The 21,421-nt window shown below is 58.9% G+C and carries 21 protein-coding genes; 1 reads left to right on the top strand and 20 read right to left on the bottom strand.

The window, feature by feature from the left end; all coding sequences use genetic code 11:
- Positions 1-26: 26 nt before the first annotated feature.
- From RUE5091_RS02260 to RUE5091_RS02210, 11 genes are all read right to left on the bottom strand, one after another.
- Complete coding sequence (locus RUE5091_RS02260; protein ID WP_058280236.1) at positions 27-443, bottom strand: hypothetical protein; 417 nt, start codon at positions 441-443, stop codon at positions 27-29.
- On the bottom strand, positions 430-1,764 hold the full coding sequence (ftsA, locus tag RUE5091_RS02255; protein WP_058280235.1) for a cell division protein FtsA: 1,335 nt from the start codon (positions 1,762-1,764) through the stop codon (positions 430-432). Before ftsA ends, RUE5091_RS02260 begins: the two co-directional genes overlap by 14 nt.
- Before the next feature lie 8 nt (positions 1,765-1,772).
- Positions 1,773-2,774 (bottom strand): cell division protein FtsQ/DivIB, encoded by a 1,002-nt coding sequence (locus RUE5091_RS02250; RefSeq protein ID WP_082643522.1) that lies wholly within the window; start codon positions 2,772-2,774, stop codon positions 1,773-1,775.
- The gene (locus tag RUE5091_RS02245; RefSeq protein WP_112297131.1) at positions 2,762-3,685 is read right to left on the bottom strand and encodes a D-alanine--D-alanine ligase; all 924 of its coding nucleotides are present in this window, start codon (positions 3,683-3,685) and stop codon (positions 2,762-2,764) included. Before RUE5091_RS02245 ends, RUE5091_RS02250 begins: the two co-directional genes overlap by 13 nt.
- 101 nt (positions 3,686-3,786) lie before the next feature.
- Positions 3,787-4,716, bottom strand: a complete 930-nt coding sequence (gene murB, locus RUE5091_RS02240; protein ID WP_058280373.1) for a UDP-N-acetylmuramate dehydrogenase — start codon at positions 4,714-4,716, stop codon at positions 3,787-3,789.
- Between the two features lie 368 nt (positions 4,717-5,084).
- Positions 5,085-5,333 (bottom strand): DUF2484 family protein, encoded by a 249-nt coding sequence (locus RUE5091_RS02235; RefSeq protein ID WP_058280233.1) that lies wholly within the window; start codon positions 5,331-5,333, stop codon positions 5,085-5,087.
- A complete protein-coding gene (locus RUE5091_RS02230) occupies positions 5,330-5,578 on the bottom strand; it encodes a DUF2484 family protein (RefSeq protein WP_207383707.1) in 249 nt (82 codons plus the stop codon). The genes RUE5091_RS02235 and RUE5091_RS02230 overlap by 4 nt, the downstream gene beginning before the upstream one ends.
- A gap of 75 nt (positions 5,579-5,653) precedes the next feature.
- Positions 5,654-7,063 (bottom strand): UDP-N-acetylmuramate--L-alanine ligase, encoded by a 1,410-nt coding sequence (gene murC / locus RUE5091_RS02225; RefSeq protein ID WP_058280231.1) that lies wholly within the window; start codon positions 7,061-7,063, stop codon positions 5,654-5,656.
- Positions 7,060-8,157 carry a UDP-N-acetylglucosamine--N-acetylmuramyl-(pentapeptide) pyrophosphoryl-undecaprenol N-acetylglucosamine transferase gene (locus RUE5091_RS02220; RefSeq protein WP_058280230.1) on the bottom strand — a complete coding sequence of 366 codons (1,098 nt, stop codon included), beginning with the start codon at positions 8,155-8,157 and terminating at the stop codon, positions 7,060-7,062. Before RUE5091_RS02220 ends, murC begins: the two co-directional genes overlap by 4 nt.
- Complete coding sequence (gene ftsW, locus RUE5091_RS02215; RefSeq protein ID WP_058280229.1) at positions 8,157-9,320, bottom strand: putative lipid II flippase FtsW; 1,164 nt, start codon at positions 9,318-9,320, stop codon at positions 8,157-8,159. Before ftsW ends, RUE5091_RS02220 begins: the two co-directional genes overlap by 1 nt.
- Before the next feature lie 215 nt (positions 9,321-9,535).
- Positions 9,536-9,871, bottom strand: coding sequence for a cupin domain-containing protein (locus tag RUE5091_RS02210; RefSeq protein WP_058280372.1), 336 nt, complete (start codon positions 9,869-9,871; stop codon positions 9,536-9,538).
- A gap of 181 nt (positions 9,872-10,052) precedes the next feature.
- On the opposite strand from RUE5091_RS02210, the gene RUE5091_RS02205 reads away from it, so the two are divergent.
- Positions 10,053-11,231 (top strand): BaiN/RdsA family NAD(P)/FAD-dependent oxidoreductase, encoded by a 1,179-nt coding sequence (locus tag RUE5091_RS02205; protein ID WP_058280228.1) that lies wholly within the window; start codon positions 10,053-10,055, stop codon positions 11,229-11,231.
- On the opposite strand, the gene RUE5091_RS02200 is transcribed toward RUE5091_RS02205, so the two are convergent.
- From RUE5091_RS02200 to mraZ, 9 genes are all read right to left on the bottom strand, one after another.
- Positions 11,228-11,602, bottom strand: coding sequence for a glycine zipper family protein (locus RUE5091_RS02200; RefSeq protein WP_243470694.1), 375 nt, complete (start codon positions 11,600-11,602; stop codon positions 11,228-11,230). The genes RUE5091_RS02205 and RUE5091_RS02200 overlap by 4 nt on opposite strands.
- Before the next feature lie 105 nt (positions 11,603-11,707).
- Positions 11,708-13,108, bottom strand: a complete 1,401-nt coding sequence (gene murD, locus RUE5091_RS02195; RefSeq protein ID WP_058280227.1) for a UDP-N-acetylmuramoyl-L-alanine--D-glutamate ligase — start codon at positions 13,106-13,108, stop codon at positions 11,708-11,710.
- A gap of 151 nt (positions 13,109-13,259) precedes the next feature.
- Positions 13,260-14,342, bottom strand: a complete 1,083-nt coding sequence (gene mraY / locus RUE5091_RS02190) for a phospho-N-acetylmuramoyl-pentapeptide-transferase (protein WP_058280226.1) — start codon at positions 14,340-14,342, stop codon at positions 13,260-13,262.
- 24 nt (positions 14,343-14,366) lie between these two features.
- A complete protein-coding gene (locus tag RUE5091_RS02185; RefSeq protein WP_058280225.1) occupies positions 14,367-15,761 on the bottom strand; it encodes a UDP-N-acetylmuramoyl-tripeptide--D-alanyl-D-alanine ligase in 1,395 nt (464 codons plus the stop codon).
- A complete protein-coding gene (locus RUE5091_RS02180) occupies positions 15,758-17,239 on the bottom strand; it encodes a UDP-N-acetylmuramoyl-L-alanyl-D-glutamate--2,6-diaminopimelate ligase (RefSeq protein WP_058280224.1) in 1,482 nt (493 codons plus the stop codon). Before RUE5091_RS02180 ends, RUE5091_RS02185 begins: the two co-directional genes overlap by 4 nt.
- 21 nt (positions 17,240-17,260) lie before the next feature.
- Positions 17,261-19,048 (bottom strand): peptidoglycan D,D-transpeptidase FtsI family protein, encoded by a 1,788-nt coding sequence (locus tag RUE5091_RS02175; RefSeq protein ID WP_058280223.1) that lies wholly within the window; start codon positions 19,046-19,048, stop codon positions 17,261-17,263.
- Positions 19,045-19,413 carry a cell division protein FtsL gene (ftsL, locus tag RUE5091_RS02170; RefSeq protein ID WP_058280222.1) on the bottom strand — a complete coding sequence of 123 codons (369 nt, stop codon included), beginning with the start codon at positions 19,411-19,413 and terminating at the stop codon, positions 19,045-19,047. Before ftsL ends, RUE5091_RS02175 begins: the two co-directional genes overlap by 4 nt.
- Positions 19,410-20,402: a 16S rRNA (cytosine(1402)-N(4))-methyltransferase RsmH gene (rsmH, locus tag RUE5091_RS02165; RefSeq protein ID WP_058280370.1), complete on the bottom strand. Its 993-nt coding sequence runs from the start codon at positions 20,400-20,402 to the stop codon at positions 19,410-19,412. The genes ftsL and rsmH overlap by 4 nt, the downstream gene beginning before the upstream one ends.
- A 4-nt stretch (positions 20,403-20,406) precedes the next feature.
- Positions 20,407-20,910: a division/cell wall cluster transcriptional repressor MraZ gene (mraZ, locus tag RUE5091_RS02160; RefSeq protein ID WP_082643521.1), complete on the bottom strand. Its 504-nt coding sequence runs from the start codon at positions 20,908-20,910 to the stop codon at positions 20,407-20,409.
- Positions 20,911-21,421 lie beyond the last annotated feature (511 nt).

The raw sequence follows: 21,421 nt of genomic DNA, 5'->3' as shown, positions 1-21,421 counted from the left end.
ATAGCCGCTGGCTGCAACCTATTTCTTTAGTTAATTGGGGTACTTGGGCAATTTAGACCGTCCTCGGTTATGCTGCTGACTTCTTGAATTTCACGTCTTTCGAAGTTGGCCAGCCGCACCATCAGGCGACCTTCGTGCTCAAAGGTCCACCAACACACCGGCACGTCATCCGGATCATCGTCGTATAGAAAGCAGATCTGCCCGTTGGGTGTGGTGATCTGCCCATAGACACAGCCCCGCCCCTCCATTCGCCAGACAGACAATTTGCGGCTGAGGAATTCCTCGGTCCCCACCAGAATACCACTGGGATAGTCATGAAACGTGACGGTCTTGCCCTGAACAGCGGCCAGAAAAGCCTCGGGCGTGATGCGGGTTTGGGCGTGTGCGGCAAAAGGAATCGCGGCGATCAGCGTCGCAACTCCAACTGCCTTACCAATTGTCACGGAACCAGCGCATGGCGCGTTTGAAGGGACGCGCGGCATAGGTGTCGACCGGGATCTCGAAATCCCACCATTCGTCCTGCGGATGCGCCGCAAACAGGCTGAGCCCCACCGCCGACGAGAACCCCGGCCCCGTCGCCGATTGCGGCAGGCCGTGAACCCGCAGGGGGCGCCCCAAACGCACGCGCTGACCCAGAATCCGGGTCGCAAGGCCATCCAGCCCCATAATCTGACTGCCGCCACCAGTCAAAACGATCTGCTGGCTGGGCATATGTTCAAAACCTGCTGCATCCAGACGCACACGCACCTCTTCCAGAATCTCCTCGACACGTGGGCGCATGATACCGATCAACTCGGCCCGACTGACGGTGCGGCGGTCATGCTCCCAGTCACCGGTATCACCGCCGATGTCGATCAAATCGCGGTCATCGGCTCCGGTCGCGTGGACACCGCCGTTGAAGGTCTTGATCCGCTCGGCCACAGCTGCCGGAACACCCAGCCCCATCGAGATATCGGCAGTCACATGGTCGCCGCCCATGCGCACGCAATCGGCATAGATCATGTGTTTTTTCATAAAGATCGACACGCTGGTCGTACCACCGCCCATGTCGATACATGCCGCACCCAGTTCCTGCTCATCCTCGACCAGCGCTGAAACACCCGACACGTAGGCCGAGTTCGCGATCCCCGCCAGTTCCAGATCGCAGCGCTTGATGCAGCGCACGATGTTCTGGATGGCCACAGCGTCGACGGTCAGCATGTGCATGTCGACCGCAAGGCTTTGCCCCATTTGCCCGCGAGGGTCGATCAGGCCAGATCGGTTATCTAACGCAAAGTTCACCGGCTGGGCATGCAGCACTTCACGCCCCACCCCGTAATCGGGCACGTCGCAGGCGTTCAGCACACGGCCAACCTCAGACTCGGACACAACCTGCCCTTCCAGATCAACCTGCGCGTCCAGACCATAAGAACGCGGGTTTGCGCCCGAAAAACAGGCGATCACGTGATCCACCCGGATATCTGCCATCTTTTGCGCCGCCTGCAATGCGGTCCGAATGGCGCGTTCGGTTTCCTGCATGGCAGTGACTTCGCCAAACTGCACGCCACGCGACCGAGTGGTCGCTGCGCCGATCACCCGAAACCCGGTCTGCCCTGCCAGAGACCCGATGCTGTTATCCTCGCTCAGGCGGTTTGCCCCGTCGAAGCGCAGTACAAGGCAGGCAATCTTGGAACTGCCGACATCCAGAATGGCGACAACACCACGTTGCATCGCCTGTCTGCGCATCTGCCGCATGGCCCGTTGGGACTGATAAAGATCGGTCATCATAGTCGTTACTGCCCGTTACCCACTGTCACTTTTGTATTCCACCAGTCTTCGCTGGCAGCTTTAGTCATTCTGATTGTCGGGCGCTGCCCAAGCCGCATGTCCACCACGGCCACGTCGCGTTCCAACAGGTCCTGCACCTCGTTCACTGCCAGCACACGCTCTAACGCGCGCACAGGACGTTCGGTTGGCAACATGATGCGCTGGCCGCGATCCAGAACCAGATCCCAGCGACGTTCGCCAATCCGCACAATGCCGCGCACTCGACCGCCCAGACTGCGGGCGGTATTCACCAATTGCAGTGCTTCTGCCACATGCGCATCCGCGCCCTTACCCGCGATCAACGGCAGGTTGGCGTGTTCCTTACGCGAAGCGATGCGTTCCACATGCGCACCGGTTTCGTCCAACAGTTCGATCCCGCGACGCGTGCGCCAGACGATGACCGGCTGACGTTCCTCAACATCCACTTGCAGGATGCCACCGGGGCGTACCCGGACCGAGGCGGATTTCACCGGGTCCAACCCAGTGATCGTGTCGCGGATTTGTTCGACATCCAGATCCCAGGAACTGATCGGGAAATCCAACGGCACCACTTCGCGGATATCCTCTGACAGGTTGGTGCCCGCGCCGTCAATGGCCATCAGATTGACCATGAATTCCGGGCGCTGTTGGATCGAGGTTTTGACGTCGGCCACATACGCCACAACCGCCTCGCGCCGTTCCGCCGAACCGAAGTAAATCCCGGCCGCGGCGCAAATCGCGAAAATAGGCAACCCAACCCGCAAGCCTCGGCGCACACCTGGCGTCAGCATCCAGCGCTGCAATCGGTAATTCAGCCGCGACGGCGTCGGGTCAAAGCGTTGCGATTTACGGCCGAACAGCTTTACACCACTCAGCCGTAGCTTTGGCTCTGCCTCAGACCGTGCACCCGAGCTAAAATCCGCATCCGGCCCCGCCAGAGGTTTTGAGCGGTGAATTACCGGCGCGCGGGTGGCTCTTAGCGGTCGCATGAGGCGTCCTCCACCATCCATGCGCAAAGCTGGCCAAAGCTCATGCTGAAATGCTCGGCCTGTTCCGGCACCAGCGACGTCGGCGTCATACCGGGCTGCGTGTTGGTTTCCAGCAGGAACAGCCCATCGGCCCCCATGCTGTCATCCCAGCGATAATCGGTGCGGCTGACCCCTTTGCATCCCAATGCATTGTGAGCGCGCACAGCGTAATCCAGGCAGCGGTCAAAGATATCCTGCGGGATATCGGCGGGCAGCACATGCCACGATCCGCCCGGCTTGTATTTGGCGTCATAGTCGTACCAGCCGCCATCGGTCATGATCTCGGTTACGGTCAGGGCGCGGTCGCCCATCACGGTCACCGTCAATTCGCGCCCCGCGATGTATTTCTCGACCATCACGAATTCTGGCATTTCCGCAGACAATTGCGGCGGTCCATTCGACCCTTCATGCACGATATAAATACCAACGCTTGATCCTTCGTTATTGGGCTTGGCGACGTAGGGAGGTTCCATCACGTGAGCCTCGATCACCTCGACCCTAGGCACGATCACGCTAGGCACAACGGGCAGTCCTTCGGCCTGATACACCTCTTTGCTGCGCTGCTTATCCATCGCCAGCGCCGAGGCCAGCACGCCGGAATGCGTGTACGGAATCCGCATCCATTCCAGCAAGCCCTGCACGCAACCATCCTCGCCCCAGCGGCCATGCAAGGCGTTGAAAACCACACCCGGCTTGATTTCCAAAAGGCGCGCGTAAAGATCGGGACCTGCGTCCAGTTCAACTACTTCAAAGCCTTCTCCCCGCAGGGCGGCTGCGCATTCGCGCCCAGAGCTGAGAGACACCTCGCGTTCCGCCGAGGGGCCACCCATCAATACCGCCACTTTGGGGTTTGTCCTGCTCGACATACCCAACGTGCGCCTCAATGTCCCCGGACCTTATGTGGTGGTCCGTACTGCGTTATGCCTTTGATCCGTCGCCTGAATTTGCCTGTTATGGTCTGACGGTTGGGGCTTTATTCCTTCAACGGATCACCGATCCGCATGATTTCCCACTCTAGCGTGATGCCGCTTGTTTCGTAAACCTTTTTTCGCACCTCTTCGCCCAGACCTTCCAGGTCCGCAGCAGTGGCCGTGCCGGTATTGATCAGGAAATTTGAATGCTTCGGACTCATCTGCGCCCCACCCAGAGACGCCCCGCGCATGCCGGCATCGTCGATGACCTTCCATGCTTTCAGGTCATGCACATCATCGGCGCGGCCCGTGGACGAAAAACCTGCCGGGTTGCGAAAGGTTGACCCGGCGCTGCGATCTTTGGTGGGCTGGGTTTCATCCCGCTTTTGCAATTGCGCTGCCATGCGGGCGTGCAGTTCTTCCGGATCGCCTGATGAGCCCTCGAACGTGGCCGAGATCAAAACCGCACCATCGGGCAGATCGGATTGACGGTAGCGGAAGTTCAGATCCTCCGGGGTCAGGTCCAAGACCTCACCCTGTCGTGTGACGATGGTAGCCTTGCGCAGCACATCCGCCGTGTAGCTGCCATAACACCCCGCATTCATCCGCACTGCCCCACCAATCGAGCCGGGAATGGTGCGTAGAAAAGTCAGATCAACACCCGCATCCGCGGCCTTACGCGCCACATGCGCATCCAGCGCAGCCGCGCCTGCGGTGACGGTGTTGCCTTCGACCGAGATGCCGTTGAACCCACGCCCAAGCCGTATGACGACTGCGCGCAAACCGCCATCCCGCACGATCAGGTTCGAGCCTACGCCCATCGGAAAGATCACGACATCTGCTGGCAATTCTTTCATGAAATGCTGCAGATCTTCGATATCGGCAGGCTGGAACAAATAGTCAGCCGGGCCGCCAACACGCAGCCAAGTCAAGTCATTAAGAGCCCGTTTTTCCGAGAGTTTGCCGCGTGGCTTGGGAAGCAATTGATCCATGGTGCTCTGGTAGTCTGCTTGGGCGGTTTTGTCACCCAATTGCTTGGAATTGTTCTTCCACCGCGCCAGAACCCGGTGCACCCTCCCGGTGATAAACCCAACGAATAAGGCGGCAATCAACGGAATGGAGACCGCAAGCATGTAGATCACAATCCAAGCGTCTATCATTGCGGTTTGTTCATCGATAGATACTGGCTCGAAATGTACGCGGGTAACAAAGCCGTAGAGTCCCGACGCAGTCAAAAACAAAAACAAAATGAGTGGGCCGCGAAGTTTACCTGCTTTTGTGCATAAATGCGAATAAATCGCGACCATAACAGAAACTAAGGTAAGCCCGCAGAGAAACGCGAATATTCTGGGGTCCAATTCTATTCTCCGACCATACGCCGCACCCACCGCCCCAGATAGATCACCGGCCAGCGCAGCACTGACATGCCCGCCGCCATCACCATCAACCCGATCCATGGCCCGTTTTGAAGTGTCACGTACCCCAAAATCGGAATACCCACAGCGATCAGGATATAGGCGCGGGTCCAGTGATTGTCTTTGCTGGGGATCATCGCCAACACATTTGCGGCAAGTCCCCAAAGCGCCGCAAGGGCGATAGACCAGTTCATTCCTGAACCTCCGCACCGGTCCACCGGCGCCAATAAAAACGGATGGGATTGCGGAACATTGATGCAAACGCAGCGCAGGCCAGCAGGGAAATCACCCAGCCGTAATCATGGCCCAGCCAGACAATCAATGCAGGCGCAGAGACAAACAGCAAAACCCCAGGCGGGAATTGCAGACGCATAGGCAACATGGCCACAATCGTCGAGGCCACGACCCACAAGGCTGCAAACATTACCGAATATGCCAATTGCCCCTCCGAGGACACCCCGTCTGCGGTTGCGACGCCACACTTTAGAGTTGCGGCGCTAGAGAGTCCATTGCCTCAGACAGCCTGTTTTTGCTGCAATCGCACAGGCAATCCATTGGCCCAGGCGCTGATTGTACCCGCGCCCAAGCAGACGACCATATCTCCGGGGCGGGCCTGTTCGCGGACGAGGCGTTCAAGATCGCTTTCATCCAGCAATGCACGGGCATGGCGGTGGCCGTGGCGGATCAGGCCTTGCACCAAATCATCACGCGAGGCCCCCGGTATCGGGTCTTCTCCGGCAGCGAAAATGTCAGCAATGGCTACGACATCGGCGTCGTTGAAGCAGGTACAGAAATCGTCGAACAGATTGGACAGGCGGGAATAACGGTGCGGCTGATGCACGGCGATCACCCGACCTTCGGTCGCCTGACGGGCCGCTTTAAGCACTGCCGCAATTTCCACCGGGTGATGGCCATAATCGTCAATAATAGTGACCCCGTCGACCTCACCCACCTTGGTGAAGCGGCGATTGACGCCGCCGAAATTGGCCAGCGCATCGCGAATTTCCGCAGCCTTCATGCCCAGATGCCGCGCCACGGCAGCCGCAGACAGCGCGTTCGACACGTTGTGATCACCGGGCATCGGCAGGGTGCATCCTTCGATCACCGTATCTTCGTATTGTAGGTGGATGTCAAAATGCGCAATGCCGCCTTCATAGGTCAGGTTCACCGCCCGCACATCGGCCTGGGCGTTGAAACCATACGTGCGCACGCGCCGATCGGTGATGCGACCAACCAGCGTCTGCACTTCGGCATGATCGGTGCAGCACACGGCCAGACCGTAGAATGGCAAGTTCGAGACAAACTCGTGAAACCCATCCCGCAGTTTGTCGAAGTCGCCCCAGTGCTCCATATGCTCGGGGTCGATATTGGTGACGATGGCAATGGTCGCGGGCAAGCGATTGAACGAACCGTCAGATTCGTCGGCCTCGACCACCATCCATTCGCCCTGCCCCATGCGCGCGTTCGAACCATAAGCGTGAATGATACCGCCATTGATTACGGTCGGGTCGAAATCACCCGCCACCATCAACTCGGCCATCATGGTGGTGGTGGTGGTCTTGCCGTGAGTTCCGGCGATGGCGATGTTGGACTTCAGGCGCATCAGTTCAGCAAGCATGTCGGCGCGGCGCACCACCGGCAATCCACGAGCGCGGGCGCCGTCCAGTTCCGGGTTGCCCGGCTTGATCGCGGTCGACACCACCACAACGGCGGCGTTTTCCAAGTTCTCGGCGCGCTGACCGACAAAAATCTCGCCCCCCAAACTGGCCAGTCGGTCCGTGATCTTCGACGCTTTCAGGTCAGACCCCTGCACCCGGTACCCCAGGTTCAAAAGAACCTCGGCAATGCCTGACATCCCGATCCCGCCGATCCCTACGAAGTGGATCGGCCCTACGTCTTGCGGCAATTTGGTTGCAGGATTCATGCGGTCTCCTTCTGCGCCAGTTGTTCGACAAGGGCTGTCAGACGCTCGGTTGCATCCGGCGCACCGGTCGAAAGGGCGGCATGGGCCATCTTTTGCGCGGCTTCAGGGTTTGTCAGAACTGCCGTGACTTGCTCGGTCAGCGAGGAAACGTCAAGGGCGTTTTCAGGAATCATGATCGCCCCACCCGCCTGTACCAACCCGCGTGCATTGGCGGTCTGGTGGTCGCCAGCGGCGGCGGCAAACGGGATTAGGATCGAAGGTCGCCCGATGACCGAGATATCGGCAACACTCGACGCGCCTGAACGCGAGATAACCAATTGTGCATCTGACATGCGGCGCGGAACGTCGTGAAAGAATGGCTTGACCTCGGCCCGGATACCATGATCGGCGTAGAATGCTGTCACACGCTCGCCATCCTCGTCGCGCGCCTGATGAGCAACGCGGATATGATCACGCATATTGGCGGGTAAGGCAGAAATCGCGCCGGGCACGACATCGCTAAGGATACGTGCGCCCTGCGACCCGCCCATCACCAGAATCGACATCGGGTAATCGCCGGGCGGAATATAACCTGCCGCGGCGCGTTCAAGCACAGCTGCACGGACCGGGTTTCCAGTATGAATGCCCCTTGCCCCCTCAGGCAGATCCGTAGGCCAAATACCGCAAGCCACCTGAGACACACGGGTGGCAAACAGCTGGTTAACCCGCCCCAGAATGCCGTTCTGCTCATGGATCATGCGTGGGATTTTCAGCATCGTCGCTGCGCCCAACGCCGGGATCGAAGGGTAGCCACCGAACCCCACGACCACGTCCGGTCGGTCGCGCATCATTTGCAGCGACATGCTGGTCACGCCGCCCGCAATCTTGGGACCGACCAACGCTTTGGCGACCAAACCACCCCGCGCGAAAGTGGCCGAGGACGCCTCGACAATTTCGGTCGAATGCGGAAAGCCGCTGGTATACCGCGCACCGCGCGTATCGGTGGACAGGCGCACGCGCCAACCTTTTTGCAACATCGCCTCGGCCAGCGCCTGCGCCGGGAACATGTGGCCCCCGGTGCCGCCAGCCGCAATCAGAAGATAGGGTTTGCTCATCAACCTCTTCCGCGCAAAATATCGCCAAGTTCGCCTTGCGGACGGGCACGGGTAAAGGCCAGCAACATGCCAACGGCAATACCACCCGCGATCAGGGACGAGCCACCATAGCTGACAAACGGCAGCGTCATGCCCTTGGCGGGCAGCAACCGCACCGCAACACCCATGTTGATCATCGCCTGCACGCCGAACATGCAAGCCAGACCGGTGCCTGCCAGACGGATGAACATGTCCCGCTCGCGCATCAGCCGCAGCAGCGAGCGTACAACGATGATCGAGTAAAGTGCGATGATGATCAGCACCAGGATCAGGCCGTACTCTTCGGCGGCCACCGCAATGATGAAATCGGTATGCGCATCGGGCAGCGACCATTTCACCTGCCCCTCACCTACACCGACACCGAATAATCCACCTTCGCGGATGGCGTTGGTGGCATAGCCAAGCTGTGTGGTCGGATCGACCTCTTGGTTCAGGAACCCGTCGATGCGACGCGCAAAGTGTTCCGAGTTCGAATAGGCCAGCATGCCGCCCAGCACGACCGCCCCGGCCATACCCAGCAGCAGCAGCATAGGCGCCCCAGCCACGAAATACATAACGCCCCAGCCAAATAGGATCAGACAGGCTTGACCGAAATCAGGCTGCAGAACCAGCATGCCAACGATGGCCATGCACAACGCGAAGGACCACAACCGCCCTGGTGGACCGTTAATTTCCTGCGACGCGGCCAGCAGCCACGCGGCCACGACGATAAAACCGGGCTTCAGAAACTCGGATGGCTGCATCGAGGCAAAGCCCAGTGAATACCAGCGCACCGCGCCCTTGCCGAAATCTGTGCCGAAGACCGGCAGAAAGGCCAGCGCAACAAACGACGCAAGAAAGCCCAGCACCGCCAGTCGCCGCACCAATGTCGGAGACATCATCGAAGTCAGCAGCATCGCAACCAAGGCCAGCCCGCCAAAGATCGCCTGTCGTTCGACATAGTGGAACGGATCAAACCCGTTGCGCCCCGCCAGTGGCGGCGACGAGGCCAGCCCCAGCAATAGCCCGATGACAAACAGGATCAGCACGCAGGACATGGTCCAGCGATCAATTGTCCGCCACCACTTTGGTAGAATCGGTTCTCCGCGCTGGTCCTGGACCGCGCCATACACCATCTCAGTCATGAGATACCGCCACTTACTGCCTCGTTCATGTCCCGTTTTCGGGATCTGATTGAGAGTCTACAGACATTTTTGCAATTGGGCTAGCGGAATGAACGGGTATGCGGAAAACGGCCCGCCAGAGGCGGTGACCTCAGCAAATGGACAAACGGTCCCGTTCGCATCGCGATGTCTAAGGGGCCGCAAATTGCCCGCGCAGGACAGCGGCAGAAAGTACGTCACTCTTTGATTGGATATCGATCCGGCTCTTCAAACACGTCGATCACACGGGTCCCGGCCTTGATCTGACCGCCGTGCTCCACCCCGGCCGGTATCGAATAACTGTCACCGGGGCGGTAAGTTTTGGTAGTTCCTCCGATAGTCAACTCTACCTCACCTTCGATGACCGTCCCCCATTGGGCCCCATGTGAATGCAATGGAAGTTCCATATCCTTGAGAAACGTAAAAAACGCCGCGAGGCCAGCATCAGATCTTATGACCGCCGTCTGCACGACATCCTCGGGGAAAGGCACGTCCAACTTGGGAAATGCAGTAATAAAGCCGGGAAATTGCATCCATTTATCCTTCTTTGAAAACATGCCTAAAAGGGCAGCATGACAGCGAGTTGGACAACTGGCAATCTGCATTTCTTCTGGCTAAGACGCCTTACCCCCCCGTTGAACAACAAGGCTTCTGCTGGACCCAGAAGTCGTTCTGCCTCTTGCTATCCCCGTCATTCCACGCCATGCGCACCCCATGAGCTATGACACGATCATCCTTGGTGCCGGTGCTGCCGGAATGATGTGCGCGATCCATTGCGGCGGACGCGTGCTGGTGATCGACCATGCCAAAGCGGCCGGAGAGAAAATCCGCATCTCAGGCGGCGGGCGCTGCAATTTCACCAATATGTACGCCGGGCCGGGAAATTTCCTGTCGCAAAACCCGCATTTCTGCAAATCCGCATTGGCGCGGTACACGCAGTGGGATTTCGTCGATCTGGTTGGGCGTCACGGCATTGCTTGGCATGAGAAAACGCTGGGACAGCTCTTCTGCGACGGGTCGTCGAAACAGATCATCCAGATGCTGCTGGACGAGATGGCGCGTAACGGGGCCGAGCTGTGGGTACGAACCGAGTTGAAAGACCTGCACAAGACTGAGACCGGGTTCGCGCTGGAGGTTGACCGCGAAGGGCAACGCCTGAGCCTGACCTGCACAAATCTGGTGCTGGCCACGGGTGGCAAATCGATCCCCAAGATGGGTGCAACCGGGTTGGCCTATGATATCGCCCGTCAGTTCGGGCTGCGCATGACAGAAACACGCGCAGCACTGGTGCCGTTCACTTTCTCGGACGGGAAATTCAAGGATCTGTCCGGTGTCTCTTTACCTGCGCGCCTGTCTAACAACCGAACCACATTCAACGAGGCCTTGCTGTTCACCCATCGCGGCCTCAGCGGGCCATCCGTGCTGCAATTGTCTTCCTACTGGCGCGAGGGTGAAACGATCCGGGTCAACCTGATCCCTGACCTGCCCCTGTTCGACTTGCTGCGCGATCAGCGGCAATGCGGCGGGCGCAAGGCCCTGACAACTGAACTGGCACGCCACCTTCCAACGCGGCTGGTGGAGTACCTGAGCCAGCATATCCCGATGCAGGGTAATCTGGCCGATCAGTCCGACGCGGCACTGACCGAGTTGATTGCTGCTCTGTCCGATTGGCCACTGTCGCCTTCAGGGACCGAAGGGTATCGCACGGCCGAGGTTACGCTGGGCGGGATCGACACAGATGATCTTTCGTCAAAAACGATGGAGGCCAGGGATGTCCCCGGCCTCTATGCAATTGGCGAAGCGGTGGATGTCACCGGTTGGTTGGGCGGCTACAATTTCCAATGGGCGTGGTCCTCGGGCCACGCCGCTGGAACTGCAATCGCAACCCGTTAGCCGACGACGTTGTAGCCACGTCCGCGCATGCAATTGCGCACAATGACTTCTTTATTCTGATTCTTGTTGATCACGTCTGCACCCGCACCAACCAGGGCACCGGCAACCGCTGCACGACCCAGATTGTCGCTGCTGTCCTGAACGATCCCGGTGACAGCGGCAGCACCGGCCGCGCCGATTGCGGCGTTCCCGGCGGTAGAGCCATCAACGCTGGCTTGCGATGCGGCCAACTGTTGGCATTGCTGCAGGTCCACGTTGTAGTTGGGGCCGATCGGACCATCAACAATCGGCTGATAGTTGGCACCAACATTCGTGCAGGCACCTGCCACCAGAACGGCAGGCAAGATCAGAGAAAACTTACGAAATGGCATATTCATTACCTCGTGTTGAATTTGCAGGCAGGCAAAACCAATAATCATGGCGCGTCAAGCTGATAGCGCCTCAGCTTGGCCCAACCGGCGGTCTATTGCAAATGACTAGTCTGAAAGCCCTCGCCGAACCTGTTCGGCGAAATCCTCTCCGCGTTGTTCAAAATTGTCGTACTGATCGAAACTGGCCGCTGCCGGGGCTAGCAACACTGTCTCGCCCGGTTGCGCGTCTGCCATCGCCTGCGCCACTGCTTCCGCCATGGTGGTGCAAACATGCGTCTCGACCTCAAGTCGAAGCGCAAAATTCGCGGCCTCACGCCCGATCACATAGGCCTTGAGCACCTGATCCGCTGCGCCGTTCAACGCCCCAATTCCCCCCTCTTTTTCTAGCCCGCCGCAGATCCAGCGGATCTTTTTGAACGCGTTCAGAGCTTTCAACGCACTGTCCACATTGGTGGCCTTGGAATCGTTGACATAGGTCACGCCATCCGCTTCGGCGATGATCTGGCTGCGATGTGGCAGGCCGGGATAACTATGCAACGCATCCTCGATCACGCGCGGTGCCAGCCCCAACGCGCGGCAGGCCGCATAGGCGGCGCAGGCGTTCTGGTGGTTATGCGCGCCGGGCAGCCCCTTGATCTGCCGCAGGTCGATTGATCCGGCCTGCCGCCCCTTGCGGTATTCCGACAAAAACCCCTTGCGCGCAAAGACCTGCCAACCCGGCCCGGTCAGCTTGCGCGCCACCGAGACACGGATCACCCGGTCATCAGTCGGTCCTTCGGCCAGTTGGCCTGCCAGAAACGCGCCTTCGTTTTCATCCACACCAATCACCGCACGGTCCGGTCCACCTTCGGCAAACAACCGGCGTTTGGCCGCGAAATAACCACCCATCCCGCCATGCCGGTCCAGATGATCCGGTGATAGGTTCGTAAACACCGCCACGTCGGGTGTCAGGGCGCGGGCCAGGTCGGTTTGATAGCTGGACAGTTCCAGCACAACCACCGATCCGTCTCCGCCCGGATCAATATCCAGCACTCCACGCCCGATATTCCCGGCCAGTTGCGCCTCGCGCCCGGCCTCGGTCAGGATGTGATGGATCAGGGCGGCAGTGGTTGATTTCCCATTCGAACCGGTCACCGCAATCACGCGGGGCGGGGTGTCATAGTTGTTCCATTCCGGTCCCGCAAAGGATCGGAAGAACAACCCGATATCGTTGTCCACCGGAACTCCGGCTTCCAACGCAGCGGCCACAACCCGGTTCGGTTCCGGGTAAAGATGCGGAATACCCGGCGACACGATCAGCGAGGCTATTTCGTCAAACGCCCCATGCCGGTGCAGATCGGTACAAGTGAACCCTTCCGCCTCGGCTTGCTCACGGGCAGCAGGATTGTCATCCCAACAGACCGGTTCGGCTTTGCCCGCCCGCAATGCACGGGCCGTGGCCAGACCCGATCGGCCAAGCCCCAGAACCGCAACCTTCTGCCCCGAAAACCCTTTGACCGGGATCATGCTACCTACCTTCTTCTGACGTCCAATTTGGCCGTCACACTGCGCAGAAGAAATCCCCATTGGCAAGGGTGGCAAAAGGCTCGCGCATCAGCGCGAGCCGGGCCCAACAGGTGGCAGGTGGACCGCAGGTTCGCCGAACCTGGCGGGAGCGTTACCGGACTTTCAATGTCGCCAAACCGATCATCGCCAGGATCAGAGAGATGATCCAGAACCGGATCACGATAGTCGGCTCAGCCCAACCTTTTTTCTCATAGTGGTGATGAATCGGCGCCATCAGAAACACGCGGCGCCCTGTTCGTTTGAAATAGAGCACCTGAATGATCACACTCAGCGCCTCTACAACGAAAAGTCCGCCAACGACAGCCAGCACCAACTCGTGTTTGGTGGCAACGGCAATCGCACCCAATGCACCGCCTAAAGCCAACGAACCGGTATCGCCCATAAACACGGCAGCAGGCGGCGCATTATACCAAAGGAACCCAAGCCCCGCGCCGAACAGCGCCGAGGTAAAGATAAATATCTCACCCGTGCCCGGCACATAATGCACGTCCAGATATTCGGTAAAGTCGACCCGGCCGACCGCATAGGCAATGATGCCAAGTGTCGAGGCGGCAATCATCGCTGGCATGATCGCCAACCCATCCAGCCCGTCGGTCAGGTTCACGGCATTGGCGGCCCCAACGATCACCACGATAGCAAAGGGAATGTAGAAAACCCCCAGATTGAGCAATGTATCTTTTAACACCGGTACCGCGAGCTGATATTGCAAGGCTTCGGGGTGGTGAAGAGAGGCCCAGAGTGATGCTAGAACTGCGATTATAACACCCAGCGCCAACCTCATCTTGCCAGACACACCCTTGGTGTTCTGCTTGGACACCTTGGCATAGTCATCCGCAAAGCCAATGGCCGCATAGGCCAACGTAACGAACAGCACCATCCAGACATACGGATTGTCCCACCGCGCCCAGACCAGCGTTGACGTCACCAGCGCGCCCACGATCAGCAATCCGCCCATAGTTGGCGTTCCGGCTTTGGAGAAATGTCCCTCGGGCCCGTCATCCCGGATCGGCTGGCCTTTACCCTGCTTCCTGCGCAGCACGTTGATCAGCGGTTTGCCGAAGATGAAACCAAAGATCAGCGCGGTCATAAAGGCTCCGCCCGCACGGAAGGTGATATAGCGGAAGAGGTTAAAGAAATCCCCCCCATCCGACAGGGCGGTCAACCAATAGAGCATGTCAAAACCTTTCTCACGCGGAGGTCATGGGTCAAGCGCGCTCCCTTGCCCCATTTTCCGCAAACCGTCAACAATCTGAGCCAGCGCCATACTCAGAGAACCCTTGGCCAGAACTGTATCACCGGCCTGGATCAAATCCGGCAGGTGCCCGACCATCTCGGCGCTTGTTTTGCTCCACAGCCCGCGCTTGCCCTCGGGCAGCGCTTCATGCAGCGCCTTCATCAATGGACCGATACAGTGAACCTGATCGATCTGAGCCATTGCCGCGACATCCGCCATGCTGGCATGCATGGCGGTTTCCTGCGCGCCCAACTCTTTCATATCGCCCAGAAAAGCGATCCGGCGCGTTCCCTGGGCCGCGGCCAGTACATCCAGCGCCGCCTCCATCGAGGTGGGATTGGCATTGTAGCTGTCGTCCAACAATTCAATCTGCCCGCCCGTCGCCAGCGGCATCACTTCACGCACGCCCCGCCCCTTGACCGGAGACCATTGGCGCAGAGCCGCAATAGCGTCATCAAGATCAACATCCATTTCAACACAAGCCGCCAATGCTCCCAACGCATTCATGGCAAAATGGGTACCAGCGGACTGTACCTCATAGGTGATAGTCACATCACGCACCGTAGCACTAGCACGGACCGAGTCGCCCCCTTGCGAAACGTCGATCAGACCGAAGTCCACAGCTTGACGACCAAAATCAACGATCCCGGCCCCATGGTCTTGCGCGGCCTGACGCAAAATCTCTGCATGCTGGATATCGGCATTCACGATGGCCGCGCCACCGGGCTCGAGCCCCTCAAATATTGCGGCCTTTTCTTCAGCGATGCCCGCAACGGATTCAAAAGCCTCAAGGTGTACCGCCGCAACGGTCGTCACCAGCGCCACATGCGGGCGTGCCTGCCGTGCCAGTGGGGCAATCTCTCCGGGGTGGTTCATGCCGATCTCGATCACCGCGAATTCGGTGTCTCGCGGCATCCGCGCCAGCGTCAGGGGAACGCCCCAATGGTTATTGTAGCTGGCCACGCTGGCATGGGTTTTTCCTTGCGTTTCCAAAATGGTGGCCAGCATTTCCTTGGTGGACGTCTTACCGACGCTGCCGGTCACACCGACCACGCGCGCACCGGTCCGGGCACGGCCCGCCTGCCCCAGCGCCTCAAGTCCGGTCTGAACATCATCGACAATTAATAGAGGCGCGTCGTCCGGAACACCCTCGGGGATACGCGACACCAACGCCGCGCCCGCGCCTTTTTCTAGCGCCTGCGCCACGAAATCATGCCCGTCACGCACGTCTTTGAGGGCCACGAACATATCGCCTGGCTGAATGGTTCTGGTGTCGATCGACACGCCATTTACCACCCAATCGGTGGTGGCGCACCCGCCAGTGGCTTCTGCCGCCTCGGCTGCTGTCCAAAGCGTCATGCAACCCTCCCGTCCAGCGCGGCCACGCTGATGCTGGCTTGTTCCACATCGTCGAACGGCAGCACCTGATCACCGACGATCTGCCCGGTCTCATGCCCTTTCCCGGCAATCAACAGCGCATCACCAGGTTGCAGAGCATCAATGCCGCGCAGGATGGCTTCGGCCCGGTCACCAACTTCGGTGGCCTCCGGCGCGCCTAGCAAAACAGCGGCGCGGATGGTGGCCGGGTCTTCGCTACGTGGGTTGTCGTCGGTAACAAAGACAAGGTCCGCGTGATCAGCCGCCGCCTTGCCCATTAACGGGCGTTTGGTGGCATCTCTGTCCCCGCCCGCGCCAACAATTGCAATCAGGCGGCCCATGACATGCGGCCGCATCGCCTTAAGTGCTGTCGCTACCGCATCTGGAGTATGGGCATAGTCGACAAAAACCGCTGCGCCGTTGTCGCGGGTCGCGGCCAGCTGCATCCGGCCCCGGACGGTTGTCAGATGCGGCAGGGTTTCGAACACGCGCTCGGGCTCTTCCCCTGCGGCGATGACCAGCCCACAGGCGAGCAGGATATTCTCGGCCTGAAACCCTCCGATCAGGTTTAGACGGGTTTGGAGTACCTTCCCCTGCCACGAGAACCGCAAATCCTGCCCCGTCGCGTCAAAGCGCTGACCGATCAGACACAGATCGGCATCGCCCAACCCGACAGTCAGGATTTTCTGACCGCGCGCTTCGGCAATATTGCGAACCTCGGCACCTTTTGGATCGCTCATGTTGATCACCACCGTGCCATCCTGTGGCAAAACCCGATCAAACAACCCCGCCTTGGCGGAGAAATAAGCCTCGAAGGTTTCGTGATAATCCAGATGATCCTGTGTGAAATTCGAAAAGCCTGCGGCGGCCAGATGCACACCATCCAGACGACGCTGTTCGAGCCCGTGCGAGGACGCTTCCATCGCAGCATGGGTCACGCCGTTTTCAGCAGCTTCAGCTAAACAGCGGTGCAGAGTGATCGGCTCAGGCGTGGTATGCGCCAAGGGTGCGGTCCAGGTCCCCTCAACTCCCGTTGTTCCAAGATTGACAGCGGCCAAGCCAAGTTCCATCCAGATCTGGCGCACAAAGGTGGCCACGGACGTTTTGCCGTTGGTCCCGGTGACGGCTACGATGGTCTTCGGCTGGGCCCCAAACCAAAGCGCGGCGCATCCGGCCAGCGCCTGCCTGGGGTCTTCGACCACGATCAATGCAGCATCTGAGGCGGCCAACTCGTCGGCCGCAATTTCAGCGCCCTCAGCATCCGTCAGGATCGCAGCAGCCCCCATTCGCAGGGCAAATTGGATGAATTCTCCGCCATGAACGCGAGTGCCGGGAAGCGCGGCAAACAGATAGCCATCCTTTACCTCGCGGCTATCAACGGCCAGTCCGGTGATGTCGGGATTCGCTCCGCCCCGCGCTGTCAGGGCCAGTTGGCTAAGTGTTTTCGTCCTTGTGCCCATGACCCACCTCTGCTGGACAGCCTAATTTGAGGTCAGGGTTATAGCAGCGCGTGCCTCAGGCTCAAGCCGGGGACGCAACCCAAGCAACGGGGCGATCCGTCCGATCAACTCGGCGGCCACCGGAACAGCTGTCCAACCCGCCGTCCGGCGCTTTTCGCCATAGGCAACAATCGACGGCTCATCCAGCGTGACGATCAGCACATATTTCGGATCATAGGCCGGGAAGAACGTCGCAAAGGTCGCGATCACTTTGTCATCGTAATACCCACCGCGTGGCTTGGGCTTATCCGCCGTACCAGTTTTGCCAGCCACGTCATATCCAGCAACATCGCCAAAGCTGGCCGTGCCATCTGTCACCACACGCCGCAGCATGTTCTGCGCCTGTTTTGCAGCGCTTTCAGACATGACCCGCGGTCCGTACTGCGCACCGTTCTTACGCAGAATAGTCGGGCTGACATAATGCCCGCCATTGGCAATCGCCGCATATCCGGCCGCCAGATGCATCGGGCTGGTTGACAGACCATGACCATAGGAAATGGTCACCGTGCTCAGCTCGCCCCATTTCTTGGGCTTGAGCGGTTCACCGCCGGCGGCCTCGACGATTTCAAAGGGGGTGGGTTCGAACATACCCAGCGCCTCAAGGAAATCCTGCTGACGGCGCGCGCCGATCTGCAACGCCAATCGGCCCGTGCCACGGTTCGAGCTGTGGACGATCACATCCGCAACGCTGATCTTGCCGTAGTTCTTGCCGTTGAACTCACCAATCGGGAACCGCCCGATCCGCATCGGACCAGAGGTATCGATGATCGTCTCAGAATTCACCAAACCCAGTTGAACAGCTTGCGCAGCAGTAAAGATTTTGAACACCGATCCAAGCTCATACACGCCCTGCACATAGCGGTTGAACAAAGGGCTGTCTGACGGATCAAACCCCGAGGTCGGCGGGCGCGGACGGTCGTTCGGGTCAAAGGATGGCAGTGACGCGGCCGAGATTACCTCGCCCGTGTGCGCGTTCATCAACACGGCCGAGGCCCCTTTTGCGTTCATGATTTTCATGCCGCCGTACAGAACCTGCTCGACCGCTGCCTGAATGGTCAGGTCCAGCGAAAGTTGCAGCGGCTTGTTGCCATTGGCCGGGTCACGCAGATAGTCGTCGAATTGCTTTTCAACACCCGCCACACCAATAACTTCGGCGGCGCTGACGCCTTCGCGGCCAAAACCCGATCCACCCAGAATATGCGCGGCCAGACGTCCGTTTGGATACAACCTCATCTCGCGTGGACCGAACAGGATGCCCGGATCGCCGATATCATGCACCGCTTGTTTCTGTTCCGGCGAGATACGTTTCTTGATCCACAGGAACTTGCGGGTGCCGGTAAAATCTTTGACCAGACGCTCTTTGTCCAGATCTGGAAAGATCGCCACCAGCTGATCTGCGGCCGCATTCGGGTCGATCATCGCAGGCGGCTGGGCATAGACAGAATACGTGTCCAGATTGGTCGCCAAAATGCGCCCTTCGCGATCCACGATATTGGCACGCTGCATCGCAATCGCAGCACCGGGGGCACTGGCCAGTGGCTCTTGCGCCTCTGAGGTGGCAAGCATGCCCATGCGGACACCGACCACCGAGAACGCGCAGAAAAAGAACAGGCCCAGCACCAACAGACGCCCTTCGGCGCGGGCGCGGGCGCGGTCTTTCATGTTTTCGTGACGTTGACGAATGTTTTCCCGCTCGATCGCCTTTGGGTTTTCCCCACGGGCGCGAGCATCAAGAACACGGGCCAAAGGACGCAGAGGGGTACGGGTCATGGAATCTGCACCTCGCCCAGCGCCTGAGTACTGGTAATTGCCTGCAATTCAATCGGGTCGACGATAGGCAGGTCCGGGTCTTCGGCATAAGAAATCTGGTCCGCGCGCCCGAACTGTTCAGCGCGCAGCGGCAACAGGCCGAGACGTTCAAAGTTCAGGTCGGCCAGTTCGCGCAATCGGTCGGGACGGTTCAGATAGGCCCATTCCGCGTTCAAAACGGCCAGCCGCACCTGCGCCATGCCAATCTCGCGCTGTAACTTCTGTGTTTCCTTCGCCACCTGCTGAGTGCGGTAATTCTCCTGATACGCCCAAAGCGCCAGTCCAAACACGGACAGAGCTGTTAACGCATACAAAACACTTTTCATCTTGCCCTTCCCCCCAGTTGCGGCATCCCGATGGCGCGGGCATCAATTTCCCCTGCCGGAGCCTCGGTCCGTACTGCCACGCGCAGCTTGGCTGAGCGCGCGCGTGGATTTTCTTGCAACTCCTGCTCATCCGGCCCCACGGCTTTGCGGGTCTTGAGTGTGAATTGCGGCAGCTCCTGTTCCATTTCAGGCGCATAACGGTTGGCCCGCCCGGTCTTGCCTGCGCGGGACTGAAAGAACCGTTTGACCATCCGATCCTCGATGGAATGGAAAGTCACAACGGCCAACTGCCCGCCCGGCCTCAATGCGCGTTCTGCGGCCATAAGACCTTGAAATAGTTCATCATATTCCGCGTTTACTGCAATCCGAAGCCCCTGAAAGCTGCGCGTTGCCGGGTGCGATTGCCCTGGCTTTGGACGCGGCAGGCAGGATTCGATGATCCCGACCAGGCGCAGAGTTGTGGTGACCGGCTCCTCTGCCCGCGCTTTAACGATAGCCTTCGCGATACGGCGGCTGGCACGCTCCTCACCATAGTGAAACAGAATGTCGGCTAGCTGTGCCTCGGTCGCCGTGTTCACCAGATCGGCGGCGCTCTCGCCTTCCTGGCTCATCCGCATATCCAGCGGGCCGTCCTTCATGAAGGAAAAGCCGCGCTCGGCTTGATCCAACTGCATGGAAGAGACACCAAGGTCCAGAACAACCCCATCCAGATCCTGCGCATATTCGTCTAGTCCGGAAAATACACCGGGCTGCATCACCAGACGGTCGCCATAACCATCCGCCCAGTCAGCCGCCATCTCAAAAGCCAGCGGGTCACGGTCCACGCCAATAACCTTGTCAGCCCCGGCCTCCAACAAGCCACGGGTATAGCCGCCCGCTCCAAACGTCCCGTCCAGCCAAACACCAGACACCGGTGCCACCGCAGCCAGTAACGGTCGCAGCAGTACAGGGATATGCGGCTTCTCAGAAGGGGTGTCAGCGCCGGCCATGCCGTTACGCGTCCCCGACGCCATCTAGGAACTCTAGAGGATCGAAATCCTCGGGCTGTTCATCCAGCCATTCTTCGGTGGAGGCCAACTCTTCGGATTCATATGTCTCGGGTTTCCAGATCTGGAACGTATCACCCGCGGCGATAAAGAACGCCTCGTTTTCCAATCCGATCTTGGTACGCAGCTTGGCTGGCAAAACCAGACGGCCGGTTTCATCCACTGTGGTGGGGAAGGATTGACCGTGGAACATGCGCTGCAACATCTTCCGCTGCATTGAGCCACGCGGAAGCGCATCAATCTTTTGATCGACCTCGTCAATCGCCTGCATCGTATAACATTCAAGGAATTTCCGGCGATGATCACCGTATACGATCACCAGTTCGGGGGTATCACCGGGCTGCCAGTTCGGGTCCGAGGCCTCAAGCACACGGCGAAACGAAGCCGGGATCGACACCCTGCCCTTCGTATCCACCTTGTGGTGGCTTTCACCTCTAAACCTGCGCGCCAAGACGACTGTCCCTTCCGCTTGCGCCCCACTTAAAATTCACACCCCCAGATGAAAAACGGCGGGTTGATCTGCTGCCACTGATCAACCCGCCGCATTGACCCGCTGTGCGGGATGTCCAGCTGCGCGCGCCACCTGGGGGGATGTCTGCTCGCCCGCGCGCCGGATCTCTTGATTGATGAAAGCGAGATGCCTGTATGAAACCTGTTTTATTGTTTCGGGGTCGTTTGGTGCCCCATGTGCCTCGTCCTCATCGGATAAATAAGGGATGCCATGGGAATTCATGGAAATCAACAGGAAAATTCAAAATCTCAAATCAAGAATCGCAATATACCCATATGAAAACCGATTGAAAACCGATTGAAAACCACCCGCATTACACCACTGATAGACGTTAAACTAATTAATAACCCTATATGTAGTAAAAGTGATCTGAAAATTACTGTGCCCCATAAATTCCCAAATATTTCTCTATTATTGAATTATTTTCTGACTTAGCAGCCAATTCCTCAGA

This window comes from Ruegeria denitrificans (assembly GCF_001458295.1).
Lineage (GTDB): Bacteria > Pseudomonadota > Alphaproteobacteria > Rhodobacterales > Rhodobacteraceae > Ruegeria > Ruegeria denitrificans.
The sequence above is the reverse complement of the archived record's forward strand: the minus strand, read 5'-3'. Positions and strand labels throughout refer to the sequence as shown.